This window comes from Tenacibaculum profundi (assembly GCF_052050075.1).
Classification (GTDB): Bacteria; Bacteroidota; Bacteroidia; order Flavobacteriales; family Flavobacteriaceae; genus Polaribacter.
The window spans coordinates 901,092-912,915 of record NZ_CP197225.1 but is presented as its reverse complement, the minus strand read 5'-3'; the positions used below and the strand labels follow the sequence as shown (position 1 = coordinate 912,915).

The 11,824-nt window shown below is 29.5% G+C and carries 19 protein-coding genes; 16 read left to right on the top strand and 3 right to left on the bottom strand.

Going from position 1 to position 11,824, the window contains the following annotated elements:
• Positions 1–129: 129 nt before the first annotated feature.
• The 3 genes from ACSIGE_RS03735 (at position 130) to ACSIGE_RS03725 (ending at position 2,564) form a co-directional block, all read left to right on the top strand.
• Positions 130–822 carry a hypothetical protein gene (locus ACSIGE_RS03735; RefSeq protein ID WP_440881450.1) on the top strand — a complete coding sequence of 231 codons (693 nt, stop codon included), beginning with the start codon at positions 130–132 and terminating at the stop codon, positions 820–822.
• Between the two features lie 116 nt (positions 823–938).
• On the top strand, positions 939–1,643 hold the full coding sequence (locus tag ACSIGE_RS03730; RefSeq protein ID WP_440881449.1) for a hypothetical protein: 705 nt from the start codon (positions 939–941) through the stop codon (positions 1,641–1,643).
• Positions 1,644–1,799: 156 nt separating this feature from the next.
• Positions 1,800–2,564, top strand: a complete 765-nt coding sequence (locus tag ACSIGE_RS03725) for a restriction endonuclease (protein ID WP_440881448.1) — start codon at positions 1,800–1,802, stop codon at positions 2,562–2,564.
• Positions 2,565–2,677: 113 nt separating this feature from the next.
• On the opposite strand, the gene ACSIGE_RS03720 is transcribed toward ACSIGE_RS03725, so the two are convergent.
• Entirely contained in the window at positions 2,678–2,851 is a 174-nt protein-coding gene (locus ACSIGE_RS03720) for a hypothetical protein (protein ID WP_440881447.1), read from the bottom strand.
• A gap of 229 nt (positions 2,852–3,080) precedes the next feature.
• Here ACSIGE_RS03720 and ACSIGE_RS03715 point away from each other — a divergent pair, with 229 nt between their 5' ends.
• The 4 genes from ACSIGE_RS03715 (at position 3,081) to ACSIGE_RS03700 (ending at position 4,944) form a co-directional block, all read left to right on the top strand.
• Entirely contained in the window at positions 3,081–3,719 is a 639-nt protein-coding gene (locus ACSIGE_RS03715) for a response regulator (RefSeq protein ID WP_440881446.1), read from the top strand.
• A gap of 65 nt (positions 3,720–3,784) precedes the next feature.
• Positions 3,785–3,955, top strand: a complete 171-nt coding sequence (locus tag ACSIGE_RS03710; RefSeq protein ID WP_440881445.1) for a hypothetical protein — start codon at positions 3,785–3,787, stop codon at positions 3,953–3,955.
• Positions 3,918–4,616 (top strand): hypothetical protein, encoded by a 699-nt coding sequence (locus tag ACSIGE_RS03705; protein ID WP_440881444.1) that lies wholly within the window; start codon positions 3,918–3,920, stop codon positions 4,614–4,616. The genes ACSIGE_RS03710 and ACSIGE_RS03705 overlap by 38 nt, the downstream gene beginning before the upstream one ends.
• Positions 4,617–4,725: 109 nt before the next feature.
• Positions 4,726–4,944 (top strand): hypothetical protein, encoded by a 219-nt coding sequence (locus tag ACSIGE_RS03700; RefSeq protein WP_440881443.1) that lies wholly within the window; start codon positions 4,726–4,728, stop codon positions 4,942–4,944.
• 10 nt (positions 4,945–4,954) lie between these two features.
• On the opposite strand, the gene ACSIGE_RS03695 is transcribed toward ACSIGE_RS03700, so the two are convergent.
• Both ACSIGE_RS03695 and ACSIGE_RS03690 read right to left on the bottom strand, forming a co-directional pair.
• Positions 4,955–6,286: a tyrosine-type recombinase/integrase gene (locus ACSIGE_RS03695; RefSeq protein ID WP_440881442.1), complete on the bottom strand. Its 1,332-nt coding sequence runs from the start codon at positions 6,284–6,286 to the stop codon at positions 4,955–4,957.
• A 212-nt stretch (positions 6,287–6,498) separates the two neighbouring features.
• Complete coding sequence (locus tag ACSIGE_RS03690; protein ID WP_440881441.1) at positions 6,499–7,146, bottom strand: helix-turn-helix domain-containing protein; 648 nt, start codon at positions 7,144–7,146, stop codon at positions 6,499–6,501.
• Between the two features lie 125 nt (positions 7,147–7,271).
• Here ACSIGE_RS03690 and ACSIGE_RS03685 point away from each other — a divergent pair, with 125 nt between their 5' ends.
• The 9 genes from ACSIGE_RS03685 to ACSIGE_RS03645 all read left to right on the top strand — a co-directional run bounded on the left by ACSIGE_RS03685 (position 7,272) and on the right by ACSIGE_RS03645 (position 11,822).
• Positions 7,272–7,634: a hypothetical protein gene (locus ACSIGE_RS03685; RefSeq protein WP_440881440.1), complete on the top strand. Its 363-nt coding sequence runs from the start codon at positions 7,272–7,274 to the stop codon at positions 7,632–7,634.
• 12 nt (positions 7,635–7,646) lie between these two features.
• On the top strand, positions 7,647–7,922 hold the full coding sequence (locus tag ACSIGE_RS03680) for a hypothetical protein (RefSeq protein WP_440881439.1): 276 nt from the start codon (positions 7,647–7,649) through the stop codon (positions 7,920–7,922).
• A gap of 3 nt (positions 7,923–7,925) precedes the next feature.
• Entirely contained in the window at positions 7,926–8,108 is a 183-nt protein-coding gene (locus ACSIGE_RS03675) for a hypothetical protein (RefSeq protein WP_440881438.1), read from the top strand.
• Positions 8,109–8,178: 70 nt separating this feature from the next.
• A complete protein-coding gene (locus tag ACSIGE_RS03670; protein WP_440881437.1) occupies positions 8,179–9,312 on the top strand; it encodes a hypothetical protein in 1,134 nt (377 codons plus the stop codon).
• A gap of 18 nt (positions 9,313–9,330) precedes the next feature.
• Complete coding sequence (locus tag ACSIGE_RS03665; protein ID WP_440881436.1) at positions 9,331–9,720, top strand: hypothetical protein; 390 nt, start codon at positions 9,331–9,333, stop codon at positions 9,718–9,720.
• A complete protein-coding gene (locus ACSIGE_RS03660) occupies positions 9,720–10,430 on the top strand; it encodes a lambda exonuclease family protein (RefSeq protein WP_440881435.1) in 711 nt (236 codons plus the stop codon). The genes ACSIGE_RS03665 and ACSIGE_RS03660 overlap by 1 nt, the downstream gene beginning before the upstream one ends.
• On the top strand, positions 10,423–10,896 hold the full coding sequence (locus ACSIGE_RS03655) for a hypothetical protein (RefSeq protein WP_440881434.1): 474 nt from the start codon (positions 10,423–10,425) through the stop codon (positions 10,894–10,896). The genes ACSIGE_RS03660 and ACSIGE_RS03655 overlap by 8 nt, the downstream gene beginning before the upstream one ends.
• Positions 10,897–10,898: 2 nt before the next feature.
• Positions 10,899–11,351 (top strand): hypothetical protein, encoded by a 453-nt coding sequence (locus ACSIGE_RS03650; protein WP_440881433.1) that lies wholly within the window; start codon positions 10,899–10,901, stop codon positions 11,349–11,351.
• Between the two features lie 42 nt (positions 11,352–11,393).
• Positions 11,394–11,822, top strand: a complete 429-nt coding sequence (locus ACSIGE_RS03645) for a hypothetical protein (protein WP_440881432.1) — start codon at positions 11,394–11,396, stop codon at positions 11,820–11,822.
• Positions 11,823–11,824 lie beyond the last annotated feature (2 nt).

Here is an 11,824-nt window from a genome sequence, read left to right as displayed (position 1 = left end):
TATAATTCATTGCTAGTAAATGCTTGCTTACGAAAATTCTCGCGGATTTTCTATTCGGTTTGTATTTGCTAAATTAGGTGCTTAAACACGCAACGAAATCATACACGAGACCGTTGGCAACCATAAAATATGAAATACGCATTACTTAACGGAAATAAAACTCATGCAAAAGAGGTGAAATCTGGAACTATCGCAAGAGATATTTGGTTTCCCGAATATGAAGTAAAGGCATGTGTAGGTAAGTATAGACAATTTTGGAAATACTCTGGTGAAAAACCACCGTTCCCTAGAGGTTATGAGCCTGAATCTGAATGGCACGCATCTTGGAAAAAACCTATCCTTGACGCAAATTGTGAAGTCATTTGCGGTGAGAATAGAGAACATCGAGCAGATATAAAAACAGATAAATATGTCATAGAAATTCAAAAAAGTTCAATGGATGGATATGATGTAATCGAGCGAAATGTTTTCTACAAAAACTTAAGCGGAAATCGATTAGTTTGGATTGTGAACATTGCAAAACCTTGGAAAGAAAAAAGAATTTTGACTGAATTAGTTATTGGAGAAAAAGATAAACGATTTGAAATAAAATGGAAACGTGCATGGTCTTGGGTTAAAGAAATTGCTAAAACTAAAGATACCTTTCTATACCTTGACTTCAATCCAAGTAGTGAGAAATTATTTTACGCTTGGAGTTTCAAAGGAGTTTTATTTGGTAAATGGGCCAATAAAAAAGAAATTTTCGAGAATTATCTAAAGGAAGTCCTTAAACCTGAATATCAAAAAGAGATTGATATAAAAGAGATATTTAAAGAAACATAGAAAATACGGCTGTCAACAATGAGTAAATTGCATAACCGCCCTGCGGGACGGCAACGCACTTTACTCGGAACGTTATCCAACATTTGAGAAAAACCTACGAAATATCTAACAAGCTTTTGAAAAAAATCATAATCGAATTTTTGATTATGGTTGTTCTAATGATTGCTGTTTTACCAATCTATTGGAGAATAAAGCATGAAATGAATTTCGTTTTTAAGCAACAGTCAGTGCTATTATTTTGTTGTGTTATTTTAGTAATGTCTGTTCCAACAATAGCTATTTTTTTAAACTATTACTTTGAGAATAGAAATATATCTTTTTCATTAGACTGGAAGACAAAGCAAGTTTCAATAAATCAAAACGGAATTACAAAGAGTTATGAAAAAGAAGACATTGAAAAATCAACTTATCATCTTGGAATTTATTACAAAAATGCAATAGATAGAGCAGGAAGACTTCCAATAATGATTTCTGATTTTGGATATTGGGAATTGGAATTTAAAAATGGAGACAAATATTACTTAACGAGTATATTACACGATTTTATTCATGACCAACCATTTTTTAAAAACACCAAATATCGTTTTAGAATGTTTACCTATGTTAACAAATCGGATTCTAAAGAAGCTGTTGAATTAAAAAGAATTAAGGGACAGTATGTTACCAAAACAAGGAAAGAACGATTAAGGGAAATTTACAAGCAAAAATCCATATCGGAATTGGAATATATTGTTGAAAACGAAAAACTCTATATGGCTAATGCAAGAAAGGTAGCTTCGGAATTAATACAAGAAAGAAAAACGTTGGGTAACAATGTTTAAAAACAATTGCTCGGTAAGTGCTTACTTCGAAAAATCTTACGGAATTTTCCAACGGTAGCTTTTATTAACTATTTTTACACGTAGCTGTTGTAAACAGTTTTTCAAAAAACGAAAAGAATCGATTGATAAATTCCCATATGACAATCTCATCCATTAATGATAACTAAAGAACCAAAAAATTGGAAAGACTTACAAAACAAAGTTAATTTAATTCTAAATGATATAGGTTTAGACTCTAATACAGAGGTTAAATTAAAAACCCCAACTTCAAAATTTGAAGTTGATGTATATGCAATTGACCCAAAAAGCGTTGATAAAATAAAATATATAATTGAATGCAAAAATTGGAATAAAAATATCCCTCAGCATGTAATTCATAGTTTCATTACTACTATGAATGCAACTGGAGGAGATATAGGTTATATAATTTCAAAAAAGGGATTTCAAAAAGGAGCTCTAGAAAGTGTAAATTATACTAATATTAGATTGTTTTCTTACATTGAATTTCAAGAACACTATTTAATGCTTTGGTATAAAAAAAGTTTTGCAAAAAGAATTTATGAAATTAGCTCTGATTTGATTTCATATACAGAACCAATAAATTCTAGAAGATTTAAATGTCAAGAAAAACTTACTAATATTAAAGCCGAAAAATTTAATCATCTACTAGATAAATATTCTGATTTTGCCACGATGTTAATTTGTATAGGCTCAAACTCTTTTGAGAGGAGATTTTCAAAAGAAAAAAATACTTTTTTTAGTATTGAGGAAATTAAAGTTATCGTTTTTGATTCGTTGAAAATCAGATTAAAATCTGAGAATTTTCAAGATTTGTTAATTGAATTGAAAGGTATAATAGAAGATAGTGTTTCTGAATTTAATATCCTGTTTGGAAAAAATATATTTACTAATCAAAACTAACTTTGTGCAATGCGGTCTATAAAAATATAGCTAATGAGTGATAAACCGAAAGGTTTGTGTATTATTAGAAAGTCTACCAAATTGTTTGTTTGGTTATATTCTGTAAAAGAAAATTAAAGATGAAATAATAAATTTTTTCCATTTATTCTATTAATAATCTTATTCCAAAAAGATGTTTTTTCAATGTCTTTACCGCATTCTTCGCATAATAAAGGAGCTTCGTCTGGTTTCATTCCATATTTAGGAGCGCAATTTTTACAAAATTCAGCCATAACTTTTATTGCCAATGTAAATAAAAATTTTTTATTTACTGAGATATGTGTTAGCTAAATTTGTTTATTATTTTCAGGTATAAAGTAGCCTCTATAAAATTTTATAGCTGCTATTAGTAGTACTGGTTAGATTTTAGTAATCTAACCAAGTGTTCTATGTAAATTGTTATATTTTAACATTTTCAATAAAAATATACCTAAAAGGTCTACATTTTTTTTTAAATATACTTTTTAGCTTTGTTGCATGAAGAAAATTAAAGTGGTTATAGCGGAGGATTTTCAATGCTATGTAGAAGGATATCTAGCGGTTTTAAACCTAATACCGAACGTTCAGGTTACCAAGATATTTAAAGACGGTCAAGAACTAATAGACTATTCGAGAAAGAATAAAAGTAAAATTGATTTTATTCTTCTTGATGTTCGAATGCCAAATTGTGATGGTGTTGATGTTTTAAAGTATTTCAAAGAAAATAAGTTGAATTTCAATATCATTATGGTGTCAGAGCATTATGATGAGTCTTTTTATGAATTGTGTCAGAAAAAATTAGGTTTAAATGGATTTATACCAAAATGTTATTTTAGTGATGTTCATTTTCAAGAGGCTATGAATTTTATTAATAATGGAGAAACTTATTTTGTTAATCGTTTTGAGCCTATGAAATATGAGGATTCTTATTTAGTTGAACGTAAAAATGATATAATACTTTCCGAAAGAGAGAAGGAGTTCATACCGCTTCTAGAAGAATATTCTTTTAATCAAATTGCTGAAAGAAAAGGAGTGAGTCTAAGTACTGTAAAAACAACTATTGCTAGAGCGAAGGAAAAGTATAATGTAAACAACAACATCGGATTAATCAAACTATTTTTTAATGTGAAACTATAACTAACTAAACCTAGTTATTATAAGGGTTTTCATATTTTTACAGGTCACAATAAGACTTATTAAAAATGAAAAAAAGACTTTTATTATTACTAGCAATCAGTTTATTTTTAGTTTCATGTACAGATAATCAAAGCGAACATGAAGAATTACTCAAAGCCCAACAATCAATTGAAAAAGAAGATGCTATACATAGAGAAGATGATGGTGACGCTTGGCCTAATAACGAAGAAAACTAGAGAGGTATTAACTATTTTTATAGTAGTTTTATGTGCTATTTTATTTTATTCTCACCAGTTTGTACCTGGATTAAAAGATGACTTAGAATACTCTGTAGCGAAGAAAAAGTTTGAAGATTTAAAAAAAGAGAATACAAATGCCTTAACTGAAATTAAAAATTCAGTTAAAGGCACACCTGTATACGATAAATATTTAGCGATAAATAAAAAAAAGAATAAAGCGTATAAAGAATGCCTTAAAATTTATAAAAGTAAAAGGGTTTATGGTTTTATTTCTTTACGACATTTTTTAGAAAGATTTGGTTTTGTGTTATGTATATTTATTTATGCTTTATACAACCTTATAAAGTCATATTTGAGAGAAAGGGGTAACATAGGAAGTAAAATTTTTCATACTTATATACTCTCAATTTGTTTTTTCTCATTCTTTTGGATCTTCCAACGATTTCAGGATTTTAATGATGTAGTCTATTATTTTATGACAATAACTTCTGCTTGTTTAGTTACGTATGCTGTTTTATTAACTACGAAGTATTATAAAGAGAGAATAAATAAAACAAGGCAACAAATGTATGAAATCTCTAAAATAGCATTGAGGAATGCGAAACCAGAAAAACAAGATGAAGTTTATAATAGAATTAAAGAAATAGCAAATGATTAATTCAAAAAAACTATTCTAGATTTCTGAATTTTAAAAAACTGAAAATGCGATACTTAATAATTAAGTGTCAAAAAATAATCCCCCTAAAAAACCAAACTAAGTCTTCATTATGCAAAAAGATAAAGTGATTGAGTTAAATCATTACGATACCCCTATTGAAAAAATAAAAATAATTTACTCTAATACAAATGATGTTGAAATAATAGTGTCAAAGATTAAGATTACTAAAGAAGTTCTTAAAAAATATTTTAAAACATTAGATATTATAATTGTAAAGGGGTATAATTTTGAAAATCGACTACCTTATTATATATATAGGAAAAAGTAACTTAATTTACTTATTTCAATGTATCTGACCAATCTTCAATTTTATAGTAACCTATTTCGCGTAAATAGTTCTTTACTGTTTTATTGTCTTTGTGATTTGTTATTGTTCTAATAAAATCAAGTGCTTTTTCTTCAAAGTTAGGTATATCATCTTTTTTATAGTCATTTAGCTTAACTAAAAACATTTTACCTATGGCCGAATGTCTTAATGAATAGATTGTATGGTCGCTTGAAAAATTAAATTTTTTCTTAACTATTTTGCTGAATCGTTTTCCCCAGTATGATCTTCTGTTTGTTTCTGTTGTTGTAGTTTTTTTACCTGATTTTGTGTTGACGGGTGTTAACCATTGGCTGGGTTCATTGTCTTTAGTAAATAAAAAATAATCCTTATTGTATTCTGAAAGATCAATTTTGTTGTAAAATTCGTTTATTAGAATCTTAGGTATCTGTTTATAATAGATTCCTGTTTTTGTTTTTGAATGAATTAACTGCTCATTAATTTTAACATCTTTGATTTGTATTCTAACGACTTCAATATTTCTAAATAGTCCGTAATATATATGTGCGCAGAAATAATAAAGCCATAGGTCATTCTCTTTTAAATATTCAAAAATATTTTGAACTTCATCTTCTGTAAAAGCTTTATTTTTTTGTGGACTAGATTTTAATACAGGTATTTTAGAAACAATGTTTTGAGTAATTACATCCTCGTTAACAAGTACAGAGAAAAAAGAAGATAAGTCTGTCCTGTTATTATTTCGATTGCTTGGGCTTGTTTTTTCTAGAATTATATTCAAATAGTTTGAAACATCTTTTTTTGTTACTGCTGATATATTTTTATTTTGAAAGCCCTTTTCTATTAAGAATTTTTTGAAGCGAATTATCCTATTTTCAAAATTGTTAAAAGAACTTTCAGCAAGTGTATTTTTTTTAATTTTTAAAACATAGTTAAAGGCTTCTTCTATTGTTAGGTTTTCTTCGTCAGATAGATTATTATCGTTGGTAGTAGGGAAGAGTCCTTCTTTCAATGCTAAAGATAAATTGTTGCGTAAAATTGTTAATATTTCAAGTCTTCCTTCTTTTGTTTTAAGACTATTTGCGTTACCTTTTATTGGGGTTTGTCTTTCCAGTAAACCTGTTTCGGGGTTTCTAAAGGAGAAATAAACATACCATTGTTTGCTTAAAGCAATTTTTTTTTGTCTTTCGGATAGCTTACTCCATTTTTTTACATCTACACCACCAGTGTAAATTTTAGGTTCAGAATATTTCTTTTTATACTTCATTTTTTCAAAATCGTATACAGAATCGTATACTTTGGACAAAAATAAGTGTTTTTTATTCATAAAAAAATGCGGTTTTAGGTACACTAAAACCGCATTTTTGCAATGTTTTTACACTTGTAGCGAAGGGGGGACTTGAACCCCCGACCTCAGGGTTATGAAGTTTGGAGTCTAGTAAAAATGGCTTGTAAATCCAATAAATACCTTGCTGTTTTTATCTTAAACCCCTGTTTTTTGTCAAAAAAGTGTACCGTTTAGTGTACTTTTATTATTGTTTATCTTCTGTTTCTTTTACGTCTGTCATCGACTATATTAAATATTTTTGCTACATCTTTCAAATGAACTTGAAAGTCATCATAATACTCGTTTAATGAGTGTAATGTTAGTATTCCGTTTTCAACATCATGCTCAGTAATCCTTTTAACTAATACTCCTTTTTCTTTATGAACGACAACAAAATCCCATTTGTTAATGTGTAACTTGCTCATCCAGTAATCTTGCCGGATATTAAGGCATAATAGGACATCCCCCTCTAAGTAACTTTCATAACTACCATCATCCATACTATCACCTTTTACTTCAAAACATAAGTATTGATCTTTATGTTCTTGATCAGCTATAAAAGGAATTTTAGACAGGCCTTCTATAAATTCATCGTCACCATATCCTGACAAATAACCAGCGTAGGCATATTGATTAACCAAAGGGACAAACATCACGTTTAATTCTGAGAAGTCTAATGGAATTGCCTCTTCATTTTTATTAGACAATATAGAGTGTAATAATTTCACTTTTGATTCTGGAATAAATTCACCTTTTTCATAATTTATTATTGTTCTTTTAGTTATTCCAATCTTTTTAGCTAGTTGTTCTTGAGTTAAACCCAGTTCTTTACGTCTTTTTTTAATTTCTGATGCATTCATAATTAGTTGTATAAAGTTTCGTTTAATGAAAAAATGAAATTAATACACTTTTATTTTTTAAAGTGAAATTATTTCACTTATATTTGAACTGTAAAACTTTTATAACAGTAAAGATAGTAGAAATTATGCAAACAAGAGTATTCAGCAGGCTTAAACAGAAAGTAGAGTGTGATACTGGCAGTGATTTAGAAACTATCGGATTTCGATCTAAAAACGGAATATATGAGATGAGTTTCTACGGAAGTGAGGAGGATGATTATAAAGTGATTGTAGAGGATTTTGGATGTATGAAAAATCAAAAGTGGTATCAATTAGAACCTACAGAAACGCAGATTATAACACTACAAAATATAATCAATAAAGAAGCTGACAATCTATATAAATTAAAGGAGCAAAAAGAACAGGAAGATCGAATAACTGAATTAGATGCTAAAGCATTGGAAGAAACAAAATCATTTATAAACGCAAACTTTTACAGAATTTATTAAAAACTATTTGAAATGGTAGAAATAGGAAAACCAATTACAGAAGAACAAAAGTCATTATTGCATAGGCTTTTAGATACTAAAGATTTAGTTGACATCTCTGCTACAGTTGATGTTAGTTACTCTACAGTGAGAAGTATCTATTACAGAACTCAAACTATTACAGAGGATAACAAAGAAGCTATTTACAAGATGATAAACAAGGCATTTGAAAAATCAGAGGATGCAATAGTTTACTTCACTAAAGCAAAGTCAGAATTAGAAGCAATGCTACCAAAAATCACTAGCTAATAAATGACTGCGGAAACAGCATATCATGTAATCCAGGCTCTACCAAAAAAAGAGATTCCTCGTCTTTACAAAATGTTAGGTATTGAAACTCCAAAAAAGGAAAAAATTACACCTAAAAAAAAAACACTTATTACAGATGCTGAAGCAACAGAATATTTATTAGGACTATTAAATCCTAAAAGATAAAAAAGAAAACCACTACTGCGAATAGTGGTAATCAAATAAACCGAAGATTAAAATTTAATAATTCAAAAATATGGAAAATACAGAAGCCTTACAAGTTCAAGTGTTACAATTAGAAGAACTTAACCCTAGAAACTTACCTGAATTTCAAGGATGGAAGGAAAAACAACAAAAACTTGTTACCGATAATCCTTTTATCAAAATCACAGACAACAAATCTTATGATGAAGCTAAAAAGCGTAGAACTGCATTAGTGACTGGTAGAACTACTATTCAAAAGCAAGATCAGTTTATAGGATCTAAAATAAAAGACTTCAGATCAAAGGTTAGTGATTTATCAAAAGAGCTTATTGCAATTAGCCTTCCTTATGAGGAAAAACAACAAAATGAGGTTAAAAGATTTGAGGAGATCAAAGCAAAAGAAAAGGCTGAAAAGGAACGACTGGAGCAAGAACGTGTTGAAAAAATAAAGCAAAGTATCTCATCTTATTATTCTGACTGGAAAAGCAAAATAGATAATCTTGAATTGAATCAAATTGATTTAGTCAAAGATGTATTTGAAAAGTCTACACTAGAGACTGACAAGTATGGCGAATACGAGTTAGACTTCCAAGAAAAAGTACAGTTGCTTAAAGGTAAACTAACTGAAAAAATCAACTACTTAAATGAAAAAGAGGAACAACGCAAAGAGCGTGAGCGATTAGATGCCGAGCGAAAAAAATTAGAGGAAGAGAAAAAAGCAGCTGAAGAAAAAGCACGTAAAGAAAGGGAGGGATTAGAAGCTGAACGCAAACGTCAAGAGGAATTACAAAAAAAACGTGATGAGGAGGCTAAACAAAAAATACTTGAGGAGGAGCAAAAATTAGCAAAAGAAAAAGCTGAAATACAGGCCGAAAAAGACAGACTGGCTAAAATTGAGGCTGATAGAATTGCTAAAGAGCAAGCTGATAAAAATGCAAAAGAGGATGCAGAACGCCAAGCAAAGTTAGAGAAAGAAAAAAAGGCTCGTGAAAAAGCAGAACAATTACGATTGGAAGCTATAAAGCCTGATAAAGAGAAAATATCAAAGTTCATTGAATCATTACAATTCACTTTAGAAACTCCTGATATAAAAGATGAAAAGCTAAAAGATTGGCTAAATCAAACTCTTATAGCACAAAGGTTATTTAAAGAGAGTATGGAATTAGAATTATCAAAATTAAGTTAAACATTAAATACAATTATTATGAGTAATGACATTAAAGAAGTAAGTGGTACTGAAGTGACTTTTATGATTCCTGACACAGAAAGTCTTGGAAAGTTAAAAAGTTTAGAACCTAAATTCAGTTTGAATTTAAAATACAAAACTGCTGATGATTGGGCGGTTTTAAAAGACAAACCTATCAGAGCATTTTATATGGGGTTAAAAGATATTCCTAACGATAAAGGGGAGCTTGTTAAATGTGGTGTATTTGTAACTGAAAAAGAATGCTTTATAAATGGCTCAATGACTTTAGTTGAAGCTGTTCAAAGTAGACCAATAAAAACTCCAGTACAAATAACCTACAGAGGTAAAAAGAACAATAAAAGTTCTGAAGGAAGTACAATGATTTTTGACACAGAAATTCTAGGGTAATGGATTTTCTAGCAGAAATAGAAAAGGATGCTAAGGGGTTGGATTTTGAATCCCTTAGCAATCTTAAATCAGAAAGCCAGGAGAAAATAAATGCTTGGTTAGAAAGTCGTAGAGGAAAGTTTACAGCTTCAGAGTTTCATAGATTAATGGGGTATGAAGATAAAGACACATTTCCTAAAGGTGCAGAAACTTACGCAATAGATAAAGCCATTGAAATACTCACAGTAAGAGATGAGGAATCATACACTAATGCTTCTATGGACTGGGGAAACTTAAATGAAAAAGATGCTGTTGAGAAATTCATGGAAGATATAGGTGTTGAAGTCTATAATTACGGTGAAAATCAAGAATTTCAAACATTAGGAGATAACATAGGATGTACACCTGATGGTTTAATCAGTACAGATGGAGGTATTGAAACAAAATGTCCGAATTCAAAAACACACTTTTCATATTTAAAGTTAAAAAATCAAGATCAGTTTAAAAAAGAATGTAAAAACTACTACTGGCAAATTCAAGGTTCAATGTATGTAACTAATAGAAAATATTGGTATTTCATTAGTTACGATCCAAGATATAAGGATGACAATAAACAATTAAAAGTCCTTAAAATCAGTCGTAATGATGAAGATATTCAAAAATTAAAAGGTCGTTTAATACAAGCTATTAAGTATAGAGACAAACAATTAAAATCTATTACCAATGTCTAATCCACGCAAAATATCAGTAAAGACATCTGTTTTGAATGGTAAAATATCTGAACACAGGCAAATTGTAAATGATGCTATACAATCATTTGAGGGAAAACAAATTAAAGTAACAGTTGAGAGGTTTTACAAGAAGCGTACTAACAAACAGAATAGGTATTACTGGGGTGTGATTATAGAACATTGGATGAATATTATTAAAACAGAATGGGGTGAAATATGGTCAAGTGATACAATGCACGAGTTTTTGAAAACGAACCTTAATTATGAAGAGTATGTAGATACTGAAACTGGAGAAATATTTTTTAACAAGCAAACTGGTAGACCTATAACGAGACCTAAAAGCACAACAGAAAACACAACAGTAGATCAAGAGAATTACCAAGAGGCATGCCGTCAATTAGCTTATAGCATGTTTAATTACACTATACCAGTACCTGAAATAGACGTAGAAGTAAAACACGAGTAAAAATGGAAACATCAATAAAAAACAGAAATGATGCTTATGTATCAATCATTGAGAGCCTTTCAAAAAAAGAGCAATTAATATTCCAGTTAATAAAGGAGAATGCACCGTGTACTTCTTGTGAAATATCTGAAAAATATTTGATCCCTATTAATGAGATAACTGGTAGAGTAACAGGACTTAAAAAAAGTTTCCTGATCGTGGAGCAAGGAAGTAAAAAAAACCGATGGACTAACAAGAATAACACCTTGTATCGAGCTGTCAAAAATATAGATGAACGCATTGATTTAATCAACGCTCATTTTGTTCAGTTAAGAGAGCAAAAAGACAATCTAGTTAATGATTACAACACTGGTTTAAGCATTTTAACTAAAGAATTAATCAAAAAGCAACTTGATAAAATTAATAAGCAAATAAACTCATTAACTAAAATTCTTGATAAAATTCAGTTAGCATAAAAATACAAACAGCCTTCTATTTAATAACATAATCCAAAAGTAATGGAACAACAAATTTTACAAACAGATAATCCAAAAGAACGAATTCAGATTCTCAAGGATACATGTGTAAAAACTGAAACTTTTACTTATCCAAAACAGCTTTCAAATGAGGAGTTAGAATTGGAAAAGCACAATTTTACACAACATGCTATTACAGTTGAAATAGCAGACAAAAAATTACAGGAGGCTAAAGAGATACACAAGTCTGAAACCAAGCCTGTAAAAGAAGAAATGAAAACTCAAATTTCTAAAATTAGATCAGGAATTGAGGAGGTAACCGAAACAGTATTCTTATTAGATGAACAAGATGAGGGCAAAATGGGGTACTACAATTCACAAGGAGTACTTGTCTATGAAAGATTGCTAATGCAAGATGAAAGGCAATTAAGAATAATAGGTAATAATTCACAAACTGGAACAAGCGATTAATT

Excerpts from the sequence above, each read along its gene's own strand:
- ACSIGE_RS03690 (WP_440881441.1), bottom strand. The coding sequence starts at position 7,146 with ATGAATGCATCAGAAATTAAAAAAAGACGTAAAGAACTGGGTTTAACT.
- ACSIGE_RS03680 (WP_440881439.1), top strand. The coding sequence starts at position 7,647 with ATGGTAGAAATAGGAAAACCAATTACAGAAGAACAAAAGTCATTATTG.
- ACSIGE_RS03735 (WP_440881450.1), top strand. The coding sequence starts at position 130 with ATGAAATACGCATTACTTAACGGAAATAAAACTCATGCAAAAGAGGTG.
- ACSIGE_RS03670 (WP_440881437.1), top strand. The coding sequence starts at position 8,179 with ATGGAAAATACAGAAGCCTTACAAGTTCAAGTGTTACAATTAGAAGAA.
- ACSIGE_RS03695 (WP_440881442.1), bottom strand. The coding sequence starts at position 6,286 with ATGAATAAAAAACACTTATTTTTGTCCAAAGTATACGATTCTGTATAC.
- ACSIGE_RS03665 (WP_440881436.1), top strand. The coding sequence starts at position 9,331 with ATGAGTAATGACATTAAAGAAGTAAGTGGTACTGAAGTGACTTTTATG.
- ACSIGE_RS03660 (WP_440881435.1), top strand. The coding sequence starts at position 9,720 with ATGGATTTTCTAGCAGAAATAGAAAAGGATGCTAAGGGGTTGGATTTT.
- ACSIGE_RS03705 (WP_440881444.1), top strand. The coding sequence starts at position 3,918 with ATGATGGTGACGCTTGGCCTAATAACGAAGAAAACTAGAGAGGTATTA.
- ACSIGE_RS03715 (WP_440881446.1), top strand. The coding sequence starts at position 3,081 with ATGAAGAAAATTAAAGTGGTTATAGCGGAGGATTTTCAATGCTATGTA.
- ACSIGE_RS03725 (WP_440881448.1), top strand. The coding sequence starts at position 1,800 with ATGATAACTAAAGAACCAAAAAATTGGAAAGACTTACAAAACAAAGTT.
- ACSIGE_RS03700 (WP_440881443.1), top strand. The coding sequence starts at position 4,726 with ATGCAAAAAGATAAAGTGATTGAGTTAAATCATTACGATACCCCTATT.
- ACSIGE_RS03685 (WP_440881440.1), top strand. The coding sequence starts at position 7,272 with ATGCAAACAAGAGTATTCAGCAGGCTTAAACAGAAAGTAGAGTGTGAT.
- ACSIGE_RS03675 (WP_440881438.1), top strand. The coding sequence starts at position 7,926 with ATGACTGCGGAAACAGCATATCATGTAATCCAGGCTCTACCAAAAAAA.
- ACSIGE_RS03655 (WP_440881434.1), top strand. The coding sequence starts at position 10,423 with ATGTCTAATCCACGCAAAATATCAGTAAAGACATCTGTTTTGAATGGT.
- ACSIGE_RS03650 (WP_440881433.1), top strand. The coding sequence starts at position 10,899 with ATGGAAACATCAATAAAAAACAGAAATGATGCTTATGTATCAATCATT.
- ACSIGE_RS03645 (WP_440881432.1), top strand. The coding sequence starts at position 11,394 with ATGGAACAACAAATTTTACAAACAGATAATCCAAAAGAACGAATTCAG.
- ACSIGE_RS03710 (WP_440881445.1), top strand. The coding sequence starts at position 3,785 with ATGAAAAAAAGACTTTTATTATTACTAGCAATCAGTTTATTTTTAGTT.